The following is a 14,362-nucleotide window of genomic DNA, read 5'->3' on the forward strand; positions in this document are numbered from 1 at the left end:
GCGGCCGGAGAGCCGGTGGCGGGTCCGCGGGCACGGCGGTGGCCTGCGCTCGCCCGGATGCACCACCGACTCGGCCGGATGCGCGGCGGTCGTCACCGGTTCGGCGCCGCCGGGTGGTCGCGCACACACCGGTGCTGGGTACGTTCAGGTCGTGTCGATGAACAGATTGTCACTTTATCGCGCCGTGCTGGGGTGCCTGACCACCGCCGCCCTGCTGCCGGCCCTGCTGTGCGCCGCCCCGGCCGCGCACGCCGACGACAACGATCCCGGTGCCGAGGCCGGTGCCGCCGACGGCGGGGAGCCGGGCGCGGCGGCACCACCCGGGTTCTCCACCGTGGGGGGCGAGCTGCTCGGCCGGCTGGGCACCCAGGTGCGTCCCGGCGCGGGCGCCCCGAAGCTGCCGAGGACGACCGCGCGCGCCTGGATCGTGGCCGACGCCGACACCGGCGAGGTACTGGCCGCCCACAACGCGCACCGGCCGCAGGCCCCCGCCTCCACGCTGAAGATGCTGTTCGCCGAGACGCTGATGTCGTCGTTCGAGCCCACCGCGAGCTACACCGCGCTGCCCGAGCACTTCCTCGACATGGGCCCCGGGAGCAGCGCCGTCGGCGTCGCCGACGGCCACGACTACACCGTGGACGACCTGTGGCACGGCGTCTTCCTCGCCTCGGGGAACGACGCCGTCTACGCGCTGACCGCCCTCAACGGCGGCAAGGAGAAGACGGTGCGGGAGATGAACGAACGCGCCCGCGAACTCCAGGCCCTCGACACCAAGGTGGTCAACCCGGACGGCTACGACGGTCCGGGCCAGGTCTCCTCCGCCTACGACCTCACCCTGATCGCCCGCGCCGGGTTGGAGAACGAGCAGTTCCGCGCCTACGCGGCGACCGGGCGGTTCACCTTCCCCGGACGGGCCGAGGGGAAGAAGCGCGAGGGGTACGAGATCCAGTCCACCAACCGCCTGATCATCGGCGACGGCGACCTCTCGCCCTACGACGGGATCATGGGGGTCAAGAACGGCTACACCTCGAAGGCGGGCTACACCTTCACCGGCGCCGCCGAGCGGGACGGCCGGACGCTGCTGGTGACGGCGATGGACCCCGAGGGCGACCGGCTCGCCGTCTACCGGGAATCCGCCGCGCTGCTCGACTGGGGGTTCGCCGCCTCGGGGAAGGTCGAACCGGTGGGCGAGCTGGTGCCGGCCGCGGGCCAGGAGGCCGCAGCGGCGCCCGACACCGCGGCGCGGGGCGGCAGCGCCGACCCGCCCCCGGTGGCGCCGGGCACCACGACCGCGGGAGCGGCGGGCCGCGAGGCGGCGCTGGTCACCCTGATCGGCTCGGCCGGTCTGCTGCTGGCGGCGTCGGTGGCGTATCTGGTGATCCGTCGGCGTCCGTCGTCGGCTGCCGTGCCGCCGGGGCGTCGGTTCCGGGGTCGTCGCTCTCCATCGCGTCCGCCCGGGGCCGCGCCTCCGGCGTGAGGCCGGTGGCGGTCCAGGAGCAGCAGAACATCAGCAGCTTGGCCATGAGGTTGATCCACACCAGCAACGCGATGGGGACACCGAACGCGCCGTAGATGCTCTTGGCCGCCACCCCGGTGAGGTACCCGCTCAGCGCCCACTTCAGCAGCTCGAAGCCGACCGCGCCGAGCAGGCAGGCGACCACCACGTCACGCCGCGGCGGGCGCACGCCCGGCAGCCAGACCAGGACGTAGAACATCAGCACCGCGGTGACGCCGACGGCCAGCAGGTGGCCGACCAGCTGGAGCCCGATCCCCGCCGCGCTGCCGGTCACGCCCAGCCAGCGGGTGCCGATCTGGACCGCGGAGACCGCCACGGTGGAGGCGGCGAGGGAGAGCAGCATGACCCCGCCGAGTCCCGCCAGCACCCCGAGGTCCTTGACCTTGCGCACCAGGAAGTTGTCGGTGGGCTCCGGCAGGTCCCACACCGAGCGCAGGCAGCCGCGCAGCTCCTCGACCCACCCCGCGCCGGTGGGCAGCAGCAGGGCCAGCGCGATCACACCGATGGTGCCGGCGTTGTCGAACAGCGACTGGAGGTCGAGGGAGTCCGAGATCCCGGGGACCTGCCGCGAGAACCAGTCCTCGACCTGGGCCATCCGCTCCTGCGGGAGGAAGGCGAAGCCGATGGCGGCGCCGAGTGCCAGCACGGGGAAGAGCGCGAGGAAACTGATGAACGTGATGGAGGCGGCGAGCCGCGCGTAGGTGTGCTCCTCCATGTGCTCGTACACCCGCCAGGCACGGGTGGTCAGCAGCCGGGCGACGACCGGGCCGATGAAGGGAAGACCGATCAGCTTCTGCTTCGTCTGCTCATCCATGAGGCCGACCAGGCTAGGAGCCGGACGGCTCGTCCCGGCGCATTACCGGCCCGACACGCACGGACAGGGCATGGCCAACGTCCGGCGGACCGTGACAGCGGTGCGGGCCGCCACCGCCCGGGCCGTCGGCCGGGCACGCCCACGGCCGGGCACCGGGGCGCCGCCCGCGGCCGCGTCAGACGGCCTGGCGGCGCAGTCCGGACTTCTGCGAGGGGACGCCGTCATGGGGGAACCGGAACTCGCGGACCAGCCGCCACACCGCGTCGTTGCCCTGCTCGTACAGGGCGAACCCCTCGGCGGTCCAGGCGGCCTGGTAGTCGGCGAGCTCCTTCTCGGCGCGGTCCATCGCCGCCTCGGAGATGCCGTGGGCCACGGTGACGTGCGGGTGGTAGGGGAACCGCAGCTCGCGGTCGAGCGGCCCGCCCGGCTCACGCACCCGCTCCTGGAGCCACCCGCACGCCGACCCGCCCTCGACGACCTGCACGAAGACGACCGGGGAGAGCGGGCGGAACGTGCCCGTGCCCGCGAGCCGCATCGGGAAGCACCGGCCGGCGGTGGCGATCGCCGCGAGGTGGTCCTCGATCTCCGGCCGGGTGTCTGCGGCGACCTCCGTCGGTGGCAACAGGGTGACATGGGTCGGGATACCGGCCGCGGCATCGTCCCCGAAGTCGATTCGGCACTGCTGCAGCAGGCTGCCGTACGGCTCCGGGACGGCGAGCGAGACGCCCAGGGTGACGGTAGCCACCACCATGTCCCTCCTGTCGTCGTGCCGCGTCTCCGGCGCGGCTCGGACGGCGTGCCGGGCCCGGGGGCCGCGACCACCGCGGTGCCAGTGTGGCCGTTGCGGACGCGTTGTGCGAGCGGTCTTCGGCCCTTCCTTCGGGGGGCTTGTGGCCCTGTGGGGCGCACGCTGGGCGCGTGCCGCGCCCGCGCCGTCACCGCGGCCGGCGGGCGCCCCCTCCCGCCTACCGCGGCTGCGGCGGCAGGAAGCCCACCTTGTCGTACGCCTCCGACAGCGTCGCCTCCGCGACGGCCCGCGCCTTCTCCGCGCCGCGCGCCAGCAGCCGGTCGAGCTCGGCCGGGTCGGACATGTAGTGCTCCACCCGCTCCCGGAAGGGCGTGGTCCACTCGACGACCACATCGGCGACGTCCGCCTTCAGCGCCCCGTAGAGCTGGCCGGCGAACTTCTCCTCCAGCTCGGGGATGCCGATGCCGGAGAGCGCGGAGTGGATGGTGAGGAGGTTGCTGACCCCGGGCTTGTTCTCCCGGTCGAACCGGACCTCGGTCCCGGTGTCGGTGACGGCGCTGCGGATCTTCTTCGCGGTGGTCTTCGCCGGGTCCAACAGGTTGACCAGGCCCTTCGGCGAGGACGCCGACTTGCTCATCTTGACCTGCGGGTCCTGCAGGTCGTAGATCTTCGCCGCGCCCTTGGCGATGTGGGCCGCGGGCACCGTGAAGGTCTTCCCGTACCGGGAGTTGAACCGCTCGGCGATGTCCCGGGTCAGCTCGATGTGCTGCCGCTGGTCCTCGCCGACCGGCACCTCGTCGGCCTGGTAGACGAGGATGTCGGCGACCTGCAGCACCGGGTAGGTGAACAGGCCCACCGAGGTGTGCTCGGCACCGAGCTTCCCCGACTTGTCCTTGAACTGGGTCATCCGGCCGGCCTCGCCGAAGCCGGTCATGCAGTTCATCACCCAGGCGAGCTGGGCGTGCTCCGGGATGTGGCTCTGCACGAACAGCGTGCAGCGCTCGGGGTCCAGACCGGCGCCGAGCAGCTGGGCAGCGGCGAGCCGGGTGGCCTCGCGCAGCCCGGCGGGGTCCTGCGGAACGGTGATGGCGTGGAGGTCGACCACGGCGTAGAACGCGTCGTGCGTCTCCTGCAGCGCGACCCACTGACGCACCGCGCCGAGGTAGTTGCCGAGGTGGAACGAGCCTGCGGTGGGCTGGATACCGGAGAGCACCCGGGGACGGTCACTGGCCATGCGGGTCATTCTCGCAGAGCGGCCGGGTGCGTCCGTCCCGGATCGCGCACCGGGCGCGGATGGGGTGTGTCACAGCGCACGGACGCCGATCGGGGCGCGCCAGGGGCCCGCCGTCCGGTCGCGGTGCGGGCGACCGGGGGCATGTCGCAGGTTTCCTCCCGGTCCGGGAGGACGACGATAGAAGGGGACGAACGGTGCAGGGCGGACCGCGGCCGGGGCTCGCGGGAGTCCGTTGGTGCCGCAGCAGCGGCGCCGGCCCGCCCGCGGCCCCGGCGCCCGCCACTCGCGCCCGCCCCGTCTCGTTCCGTCCCGTCCCGTCCCGTCCCGCTGCGAGCAGTGCCCCCATCCGCGCACCACGACCGCGCGGCCGCGACCGCGCACCGACAAGGAGGCCCCGATGGCCACCGGACGATCATCGATGGAGCTGATCTCCGCCGCTGAGGAGCACAGCGCCCACACCTACCACCCGTTGCCCGTCGTGATCGCCTCCGCGCGCGGCGCCTGGATGACCGACGTGGAGGGGCGGCGCTACCTGGACATGCTGGCCGGCTACTCGGCGCTGAACTTCGGGCACGGCCACCCCCGCCTCATCGCTGAGGCGCACGCCCAGCTCAACCGGCTGACGCTCACCTCCCGCGCCTTCCACCACGAGCACTTCGCCGACTTCTGCACGGAGCTCGCCGAGCTGTGCGGCATGGACATGGTGCTGCCCATGAACACCGGCGCCGAGGCGGTCGAGACCGCGGTGAAGACCGCCCGCAAGTGGGGGTACCGCGTCAAGGGCGTACCCGACGGCCGGGCGCGCATCGTGGTGGCGGCGAACAACTTCCACGGCCGGACCACCACCGTTGTCAGCTTCTCCACCGACGAGGAGGCCCGCCGCGACTACGGGCCCTACACGCCGGGGTTCGACATCGTCCCCTACGGCGACCTCGACGCCCTCGCGGCAGCGGTCACCGACGACACCGTCGCGGTGCTGCTGGAGCCCATCCAGGGGGAGGCGGGCGTACTGGTGCCGCCGCCCGGCTACCTGCCGGGGGTGCGGGAGCTGACGCGGGAACGCGGCGTGCTGTTCGTCGCCGACGAGATCCAGTCCGGCCTGGGACGCACCGGCCGCACCTTCGCCTGCGAGCACGAAGGGGTGGTGCCGGACGTCTACGTGCTGGGCAAGGCGCTGGGCGGTGGCGTGGTGCCCGTCTCCGCCGTGGTCTCCTCCCGCGAGGTGCTGGGGGTCTTCCGCCCCGGGGAGCACGGCTCCACCTTCGGCGGCAACCCGCTGGCCTGCGCCGTCGCCCGCGAGGTGGTGGCGATGCTGCGGGAGGGCGACCACCAGCGGGCCGCCGCCGACCTCGGCGAGCACCTCCACCGCGAACTCGCCCTGCTCGTGGGCCACGGCGTCCGCGAGGTGCGGGGGCGCGGACTGTGGGCGGGGGTCGACATCGACCCTGCGCTGGGGACCGGCCGGGAGATCTCGGAGCGGCTGATGGCCCGGGGCGTGCTGGTCAAGGACACCCACGGCTCGACCATCCGGCTCGCCCCGCCGCTGGTGGTCTCCAAGGACGACCTCGACCACGGCCTCGCCCAGCTCCGCGCCGTATTGACCGCTCAGCCGCCCACCTGACCCCCCGCCCCGGTCGGGGGCGCGGGCGGGGGGCCGTGGGACGTCTGGAGTACGCCCCCGGGCCCTGCGGCTCGGGGGCGGTCGCAGGGCGCCTCGGCCGGGCGGGCGGGGTCGGATAACCTGGCGCCGGGTCTCTTGACGTAGAGAGATGTCGACGAGGGACCCGGCCGTGACCCGCGCCGACCGATGAACCCAACCGAGAGGCAGCCATGTCCCGCACTCCCGTCAACGTCACCGTCACCGGCGGAGCCGGCCAGATCGGCTACGCCCTGCTGTTCCGCATCGCCTCCGGTCAGCTGCTCGGCCCGGACGTCCCGGTCAACCTGCGCCTGCTGGAGATCACCCCCGCGCTGCCCGCCGCCCAGGGCACCGCGATGGAGCTGAGCGACGGCGCCTTCCCGCTGCTGGGCTCGGTCGACATCACCGACGACCCGAACGTCGCGTTCGACGGCGCCAACATCGCGCTGCTGGTCGGCGCCCGTCCCCGCACCAAGGGCATGGAGCGCGGTGACCTCCTGGAGGCCAACGGCGGCATCTTCAAGCCGCAGGGCAAGGCCATCAACGACCACGCCGCGGACGACATCAAGGTCCTGGTCGTCGGCAACCCGGCGAACACCAACGCGCTCATCGCGCAGGCCGCCGCGCCGGACGTGCCCGCCGAGCGGTTCACCGCCATGACCCGCCTGGACCACAACCGCGCGCTGTCGCAGCTCTCGGCGAAGACCGGCACCCCGGTCGGTGAGATCCGCCGCCTCACCATCTGGGGCAACCACTCCGCGACCCAGTACCCGGACATCTTCCACGCCGAGGTCGCCGGGAAGAACGCCGCCGCCACCGTCGACGACGAGGCGTGGCTGGCCGACGAGTTCATCCCGACCGTCGCCAAGCGCGGGGCCGCGATCATCGAGGCGCGCGGCGCCTCCTCGGCCGCCTCCGCCGCCTCCGCCGCGATCGACCACGTCCACACCTGGGTCAACGGCACCGCCGAGGGCGACTGGACCTCGATGGGCATCCCCTCCGACGGCTCCTACGGCGTGCCGGAGGGTCTGATCTCCTCGTTCCCGGTCACCTGCTCGGGCGGCTCCTACGAGATCGTGCAGGGGCTGGAGGTCAACGACTTCTCGCGCGCCCGCATCGACGCCTCCGTGCAGGAGCTGGCGGAGGAGCGCGAGGCGGTCCGCGCCCTCGGCCTGATCTGATCCGGCACTCCCCCGCACCACCGCGGACGCCTCCGTCCGCCACCGCTGCCCCCGGCCTTCCCGCCGGGGGCAGCGGTGCGTCCCGGCGGAGCGCCGTCAGGGCCAGGAGGGTGACGAAGCCCACACCGCCACCGCCGCCGACATGCACCGCACCTCGGCGGGGCAGGGAGAGTGCGGCCGCCGCGGGTTCCCCGGCGGACGTCCGGGGCCCCCCGGGGACGGCGGGGTCCGAGTACCTCGGAGGCCTGTGACCGTGCCGGTGACCGACACCCTGTGCATCGACGGCGTGTGGCGCCCCGCCGCCGGCGGTGCCACCCGCGAGATCCTCGACCCGGCCGACGGGACGGTGCTGGCCACGGTCGCCGAGGCCGACGCCCGGGACGCGGACGCCGCCGTCGCCGCCGCGCGCCGCGCCTTCGACTCCGGACCCTGGCCCCGCACGCCGGTCCCGGAGCGGGCCGCCCTGCTGCGGCGCGTGGCCGACCTGCTGGTCCGGGACCGGGAGGAGATCGCCCTCACCGAGTCGCGCGACACCGGGAAGACCCTCGCGGAGGGCAGGGTGGACGTCGACGACGTGACCGCCGCCTTCCGCTGGTTCGCGACGCTGGTCGAGTCGGAGCCCGCGGGGCGCGTGGTGGACGCCGGCTCCCCGGACGTCCACAGCGTCGTCGTCCACGAGCCCGTCGGGGTCTGCGCGCTGATCGCGCCGTGGAACTACCCGCTGCTCCAGGCCTCGTGGAAGGTGGCGCCCGCGCTGGCCGCCGGGAACACCTTCGTCCTCAAGCCGTCCGAACTCACCCCGCTGAGCACCGTGCACCTGGTGGGGCTGCTCGCGGAGGCCGGGCTGCCGGCGGGGGTGGCGGGGCTGGTCACCGGCGCCGGCGACCCGGTCGGCGCCCGGTTGGCCGCGCACCCGGACGTCGACCTGGTGTCGTTCACCGGCGGCCTGGCCTCGGGCACCAGGGTCGCGGCGGCCGCGGCCCCGACGGTGAAGAAGGTGGCGCTGGAGCTCGGCGGCAAGAACCCCAACGTGGTCTTCGCCGACGCCTGCGCCACGGACGACGGGTTCGACGCCACGGTGGACCAGGCGCTCAACGCGGCGTTCGCCCACAGCGGTCAGGTCTGCTCGGCGGGCAGCCGGCTGATCGTGGAGGAGAGCGTCCGGGAGCGGTTCGTCGCCGAACTCGCCGCCCGCGCCGACCGCATCCGGCTGGGGCGCGGCACCGCGCCCGACGTGGAGTGCGGACCGCTGGTGTCGGCCGCCCAGCTCGCGAAGGTCGAGGCGCACGTGGCGGACGCCCTGGCCGAGGGCGCCGTGCTGCGCGCGGGCGGCGGTCGGCCCGCACCCGGGCCCGACCGGCCCGCCGGCGGCTTCTTCCACTCCCCGACCGTGCTGGACCGCTGCCGGCGCGAGATGCGGGTGGTCCGCGAGGAGGTCTTCGGCCCGGTGCTGACGGTGGAGACCTTCCGGACCGAGGACGAGGCCGTGGCGCTGGCCAACGACACCGAGTACGGCCTGGCGGGGGCGGTGTTCAGCGCCGACACCGCCCGGGCCCGCAGGGTCGCCGCCCGGCTGCGCCACGGCACGGTGTGGATCAACGACTACCACCCCTACCTGCCGCAGGCGGAGTGGGGCGGCTACGGCCGCTCGGGCACCGGCCGGGAGCTGGGGTCGGCCGGGCTGGCGGAGTACCGCGAGACCAAGCACGTCTACGAGAACCTGCGCCCCGCACCCGTCCGCTGGTTCGCCGGCTGACGGCGCCCCGCCACCCCACCGGCCCCGGGAGGTCCGACCCCATGCAGCGTCCCAGCCCCACCGCGCGCACCGACTCCGACGGGCCCGCCGAGGTGTTCGACTACGTCGTGGTGGGGGGCGGGACGGCGGGTTCGGTGATCGCCTCACGGCTCGCCGAGGACCCCGACCTCACGATCGCACTGATCGAGGGCGGCCCCTCGGACGTCGACCGGCCGGAGGTGCTGACGCTGCGCCGCTGGCAGGGGCTGCTCGGCGGCGAGCTGGACTACGACTACCCCACCGTGGCGCAGCCGCGCGGCAACTCGCTGATCCGGCACAGCCGGGCGCGGGTGCTGGGCGGCTGCTCCTCGCACAACACACTGATCAGCTTCCGTCCGCTGCCCTCCGACTGGGAGGAGTGGGCGGCGGCGGGCGCCACGGGCTGGGACGCGGCCACCATGGACCCGTACTTCGACCGGCTCCGCAACCGGATCGTCCCGGTCGGCGAGGCGGACCGGAACGCGATAGCGCGGGACTTCGTCACGGCGGCCTGCGCGGCGCTGAAGGTGCCGCACATCGACGGGTTCAACGCGGCGCCGTTCGCCGACGGTGCGGGCTTCTTCGACCTGGCCTACCACCCGGAGACCAACCAGCGCTCCTCCGCCTCGGTCGCCTACCTGCATCCGCATCTGGCGGCCGGGGACCGGCCGGGGCTGCGGCTGTTCCTTCAGACGCGGGTGCTGCGCCTGGAACTGGACGGCGACGGCCGCGCCACCGGGGTGCGGGTCCGGGGCGCGGACGGTGCGGTGCGGGTGCTCGGCGCGCGCAACGAGGTGGTGCTGTGCGCGGGGGCGGTGGACACGCCGCGGCTGCTGCTGCTCTCCGGGATCGGCCCGGCCGAGCAGCTGGCCCGACTGGGCATCGAGGTGCGGCACGACCTTCCGGGGGTCGGGGAGAACCTGCTGGACCACCCGGAGTCGGTGATCGTCTGGGAGACCGACGGGCCGATACCCGAGAACTCGGCGATGGACTCCGACGCGGGGCTGTTCGTCCGCCGCGACCCCGGCTCCCCGGGGCCCGACCTGATGTTCCACTTCTACCAGATCCCGTTCACCGACAACCCGGAGCGGCTGGGGTACCGCCGCCCGGCGCACGGGGTGTCAATGACGCCCAACATCCCCAAGCCGCGCAGCCGGGGCCGGCTGTACCTGACGAGCGCCGACCCCGACGCGGTCCCCGCGCTCGACTTCGGGTACTTCACCGACCCCGAGGACTACGACGCCCGCACCCTGGTGGACGGCATCCGGCTGGCCCGGGAGGTGGCGGCGGCGGAACCGCTGGCGTCCTGGCTGAAGCGGGAGGTCTGTCCGGGCCCGGAGCTGAACTCGGACGAGGAACTGAGCGCCTACGCGCGCCGCGCCGCGCACACCGTCTACCACCCGGCGGGCACCTGCCGGATGGGGGCGGCCGACGACCGCGACGCGGTGGTGGACCCGGCGCTGCGGGTCCGCGGCCTGACTGGGGTGCGGGTGGCGGACGCGTCCGTCTTCCCCACGATCCCCGCGGTCAACCCGATGGTCTGCGTGCTGATGGTCGGCGAGCGGGCGGCGGAACTGCTCCGCGCGGGCTGAGCCGAGAGCGTCTCCGGGACGCCGGGCCGGGCGGACGCCGCCCGGGCCGCCCGCGTCGGGCACCGGCCCGAACGGCCGCCTCGCCTCCGACCGTTCCGACGGCGTGACCGGACGCCCCGCGGCCGCAACCGGAGGCCCCGCGGCCGCGCCCCGCCGTTCCGGCCGGGTCCGGACGGCTCAGCCGTGTGCGCGAACCGGGTCGCTCAGCGCTTTCCGGCGACCGCCGCGGTGGCTAATGTGTTCGGTACATCGCCGATCTGCGGACAAGTGGGGACCACCTCAGTGGAGACAGGGCAGCGCGCGCTTCGCCTGCCGGCCGCCGGGACCGCGCTGGCGCTGGTCCTCCTGGCCGCCGGGTGCACCTCCGGGGCCGGTCAGGCGGCGGGGGCCTTCCCGGAGGTCGTGATAGCGATGCCCGCGTGGACGGGCGGCCAGGCGAACGCCGCGGTGGCGGCGCACGTGCTGCGCGAGGAGTTGGGCGTGCCGGTGCAGCTCCGAGAGCTCTCCCCCGACCAGGCCTGGGACCAGATGGACGCGGGCGCGGTGCAGGCCGTGCTGGAGGACTGGGGTGCGACGCCCGACAAGCGGCGGCTGTACACGGCGCAGCGGATGTCGGTGGTGCCCGCCGGTGACCTCGGCCCGGTGGGGCGGGTGGGCTGGTACGTCCCGAGCGGGTACGCCGCGGCCAACCCCGGGGTGCTCGACTGGCGCAACCTCAACGACCACGCCGACGCCTTCGCCTCGGCGGACAGCGACGGCCGGGGCCGGCTGCTGACCGGCGGCCCGGACGACGCCTCGCACGACGAGGCGCTGATCGACGCGCTGGACCTCGCCTACACCGCCGTTCCGACCGGCGGCGAGGAGCAGTTGATCGAGGCGCTGCGCGGTGCGGACCGCGGCGACGGGGCCGTGCTCGCCAACTGGTGGCAGCCGCACTGGCTCCACGAGGAGCTGGAGCTGGCGGAGGTGGCGCTGCCGGAGCACCGGGCCGGCTGCCATCGCGAGGGCGGTTCGGACATGTGCGGCTACCCGGACATCCCGCTGCGGAAGTTCCTCAACGCGGCGTTCGCGGAGCACGGCGGTGAGGCGGCGGCCTTCCTGACGGACTTCTCCTGGACCGCCGAGGAGCAGAACGAGGTGGCGCGCATGATCGCTGCCGAGGGGATGAGCCCGGAGGGCGCGGCTGCGCGCTGGGCGGAGAAGAACGGCGAGCGCATAGCGGGGTGGCTGGGCGAGGACTGATCTCCCGCCCGCCGGCCTGTCCCGCCCTGTCCGCCGCCGCCCGCTCCGGTGGGTCGAGCCGCGGGCTGCTGTGGGGGCGCCCCGCCGGGGCGCCCCCACCGGGGGTCACGCCTTGGCCGACGTGTCCAGCAGGTCGTCGCCGGGGGTGTCCTTGTCGGCCTTGTCGCCGACCCCGGCCGCGCCCGAACCGCTGCCGGTCCCGGAGGTCGCCGGGTCGAGCTCGCCGTTCTCCTGCGCCTCGGTCATGGCGGCGACGGCGGACTCGATGAGCGCCTCCTCGGCCTCCTCGGCCTGCGCCTCCTGCCGGGCGACGTGCTCGTCCCGCAGCGACTTCAGCGTCGCGAGGCACATCGCGATCATCACGAAGCTGAACGGCAGGGCGATGACGACCGCGACGTTCTGCAGGATCGTCAGTCCGGCGCCCGATCCCGCCGTCAGCAGGGCGATGGCGACCAGGCCCTGGGTGACGGCCCAGAACACCCGGCTCCAGGTCGGCGGGTTGGGGTCGCCGCCGGAGGCCAGCATGTCCACCACGTAGGAGGCGGAGTCGGAGGAGGTGACGAAGAAGAAGACGATGAGGAGGATCGCGACGCCGATCACCAGCGTGGCGCCCGGGAGCGAGTCCAGCAGGGCGAAGAGGGCGCCGGTGGAGTCGACCGAGCCGTCCTCGCCGACCATGCTGCCGGTGGCCTGCTGCTCACGGATACCGGAGCCGCCGATGACGGAGAACCAGAAGAAGCTGAGCGTGGTGGGGACCAGCAGCGCGCCGACAATGAACTCGCGCACGGTCCGGCCGCGGGAGATGCGGGCGATGAAGATACCGACGAACGGCGCCCAGGACATCCACCAGCCCCAGTAGAAGACGGTCCAGCCACCGACCCAGCTGGTGCCCTCGTCGCCGTGCCACGAGCCCGTGTCGAAGCTCAGCCCCGCGAAGTTCTGCAGGTAGACGCCGATGTTCTGGAAGAAGTCGGTGAGCAGGGCGGTCGTGCTGCCGGCGACCAGCACGAACAGCAGAATGGCCGCCGCGATGATGCCGTTGGTGTTGGACAGGATCTTGATGCCCTTGTCCAGACCGGAGACCACCGACAGCGTGGCGATCAGCGTGATGACGATCACGAGGATGCTCAGCGTGACCGACCCGGGGTTCTCGATGATCCCCAGGTGGTCGAGACCGGCGCCGATCTGCTGCACGCCGAAGCCGAGGGAGGTGGCGACACCGAAGACGGTGCCGACGACGGCGATGACGTCGATCGCGTCGCCGAGGCGTCCGCGCACCCGGTCACCGAACAGCGGCTCCAGCGTCCACCGGATGGAGACGGGACGCCCCTTGCGGTGCACGGCGTAGGCGATGGCGAGACCGACGACGATGTAGATCGCCCAGGGGTGGAACCCCCAGTGGAGGAAGGTCTGGCTCATGGCGAACTCGGCGCGCTCGGCTTCGCCCTCACCGACGCCCGGCTTCGGCCCCATGTAGAAGCTCAGCGGCTCGGCGACGCCCCAGAAGACGAGGCCGATGCCCATGCCGGCGGCGAACAGCATCGCCAGCCAGGAACCGAGTCCGAAGTCGGGCTTCTGGCCGTCCTTGCCGAGCTTGATCTTCCCGTACTTGCTGAACCCCATGAAGAGGGCGAAGACCACGAAGAGCGAGACCAGCGGCACGTAGTACCAGCTGAGGTTGTCCACCACCTCGGCCCGGAACGAGAGGATGTTGTCCGCTGCTCCTTCGCCTCCGAGCATGGCCCAGATGACGAAGACGCCGATGATGGCGACGGATGGCCAGAACACCCATGGCGCGATCGAAGCAGTGCGGGCCGGTGGCCTCACACCACCGCGGTCCATCTCCGCTGTCGTCTCTTTCCCAGGATGTCCTGATGACATAAGCAAAATCCTTCCGCCACAACCGCTTCCGCGGTTCGCTCAGATGAACTAACAGATCTCGCCTGCCCCCGGTGGCCGGGAACATACGTCACGGTTGGGTCACCTTGGCGTGTCGAACAGGACGCGGCGGCGTTTTTGCGTTAGGGGATGGTGACCCTCAGCTCCCGGCGGAGAACCGGAGGATGTCGTTCAGGAACGGCACCTCCAGCCAGGGGCGCGGCTGGGCCATCAGCGTGAGCAGCACGATCACCACGCCCATCCCCCCGTAGGTGAGCACGTCGGTGTAGCGCGACCGCACGGCGAGCATGCCGACCGCGGAGACGGTGAACCGGAGGACGGCACCGGCGAGCATCGCGGCGCCGACGATCAGCAACCCGATCCGGAAATCGACGATCATGACGAGAAGTCCGGAAAACAGCACCGCGATCACCGACAGCAGCGGCCACTGCCGGATCGGCGCCGGAGCGTCACCGTCGGCATAACGGCGCCCGCCTTCCGGCGGAGCGGTGTCCCGGGTGACCGTGGGGTAGCGCCGCGACCCGCGCGCCAGCCGCAGGCCGCGGCGCGGCTCGCCTTCGGCACCTGCTCCCGCCTCCGCGGCAGGCGCGGCAGCGTCGGCGGGCGCGCCTGCCGCCGCGCGCGCTGCCTCGGCGGTCTCGCCCCCGGTACCCCCGTCGGCGCCACTCTCGTCGGCGCCACCGGGCGGGGCCCGGTCCGGTGCCGGCGGCACGGGCGCCGGCT

10 protein-coding genes and 1 pseudogene are annotated in these 14,362 nt (G+C 73.4%); 6 read left to right on the plus strand and 5 right to left on the minus strand.

What is annotated here, in order from left to right:
- Positions 1-157: 157 nt before the first annotated feature.
- Positions 158-1,039 (plus strand): annotated as a pseudogene (locus HCN52_RS04090) (D-alanyl-D-alanine carboxypeptidase family protein); the annotation flags it as partial.
- 283 nt (positions 1,040-1,322) lie between these two features.
- On the opposite strand, the gene HCN52_RS04095 reads toward HCN52_RS04090, so the two are convergent.
- The 3 genes from HCN52_RS04095 to trpS form a co-directional block, all read right to left on the minus strand.
- Entirely contained in the window at positions 1,323-2,330 is a 1,008-nt protein-coding gene (locus HCN52_RS04095; RefSeq protein WP_376767089.1) for a YihY/virulence factor BrkB family protein, read from the minus strand.
- Positions 2,331-2,505: 175 nt separating this feature from the next.
- Entirely contained in the window at positions 2,506-3,075 is a 570-nt protein-coding gene (locus HCN52_RS04100; RefSeq protein ID WP_168086979.1) for a 2'-5' RNA ligase family protein, read from the minus strand.
- 220 nt (positions 3,076-3,295) lie between these two features.
- Complete coding sequence (gene trpS / locus HCN52_RS04105; RefSeq protein WP_168086971.1) at positions 3,296-4,312, minus strand: tryptophan--tRNA ligase; 1,017 nt, start codon at positions 4,310-4,312, stop codon at positions 3,296-3,298.
- A gap of 397 nt (positions 4,313-4,709) precedes the next feature.
- Between trpS and rocD the strand changes: the two genes are divergently transcribed.
- From rocD to HCN52_RS04130, 5 genes are all read left to right on the plus strand, one after another.
- Complete coding sequence (gene rocD / locus HCN52_RS04110; RefSeq protein ID WP_168086972.1) at positions 4,710-5,933, plus strand: ornithine--oxo-acid transaminase; 1,224 nt, start codon at positions 4,710-4,712, stop codon at positions 5,931-5,933.
- Between the two features lie 209 nt (positions 5,934-6,142).
- Positions 6,143-7,132, plus strand: a complete 990-nt coding sequence (locus HCN52_RS04115; RefSeq protein ID WP_168086973.1) for a malate dehydrogenase — start codon at positions 6,143-6,145, stop codon at positions 7,130-7,132.
- A 259-nt stretch (positions 7,133-7,391) separates the two neighbouring features.
- Positions 7,392-8,888, plus strand: coding sequence for an aldehyde dehydrogenase family protein (locus HCN52_RS04120; protein WP_376767090.1), 1,497 nt, complete (start codon positions 7,392-7,394; stop codon positions 8,886-8,888).
- 41 nt (positions 8,889-8,929) lie between these two features.
- Positions 8,930-10,498, plus strand: coding sequence for a GMC family oxidoreductase (locus tag HCN52_RS04125; RefSeq protein WP_168086974.1), 1,569 nt, complete (start codon positions 8,930-8,932; stop codon positions 10,496-10,498).
- 282 nt (positions 10,499-10,780) lie between these two features.
- On the plus strand, positions 10,781-11,740 hold the full coding sequence (locus HCN52_RS04130; RefSeq protein WP_168086975.1) for a glycine betaine ABC transporter substrate-binding protein: 960 nt from the start codon (positions 10,781-10,783) through the stop codon (positions 11,738-11,740).
- Positions 11,741-11,845: 105 nt separating this feature from the next.
- On the opposite strand, the gene HCN52_RS04135 is transcribed toward HCN52_RS04130, so the two are convergent.
- Positions 11,846-13,528 carry a BCCT family transporter gene (locus tag HCN52_RS04135; RefSeq protein ID WP_312876526.1) on the minus strand — a complete coding sequence of 561 codons (1,683 nt, stop codon included), beginning with the start codon at positions 13,526-13,528 and terminating at the stop codon, positions 11,846-11,848.
- 250 nt (positions 13,529-13,778) lie between these two features.
- Positions 13,779-14,362, minus strand: a 584-nt coding sequence (locus tag HCN52_RS04140) for a DUF3017 domain-containing protein (protein ID WP_168086976.1), incomplete at its 5' end; no start/stop codon positions are given.

The sequence above is a fragment of the Streptomyces bohaiensis genome, from assembly GCF_012033785.1.
Classification (GTDB): Bacteria; Actinomycetota; Actinomycetes; order Streptomycetales; family Streptomycetaceae; genus Streptomyces; species Streptomyces bohaiensis.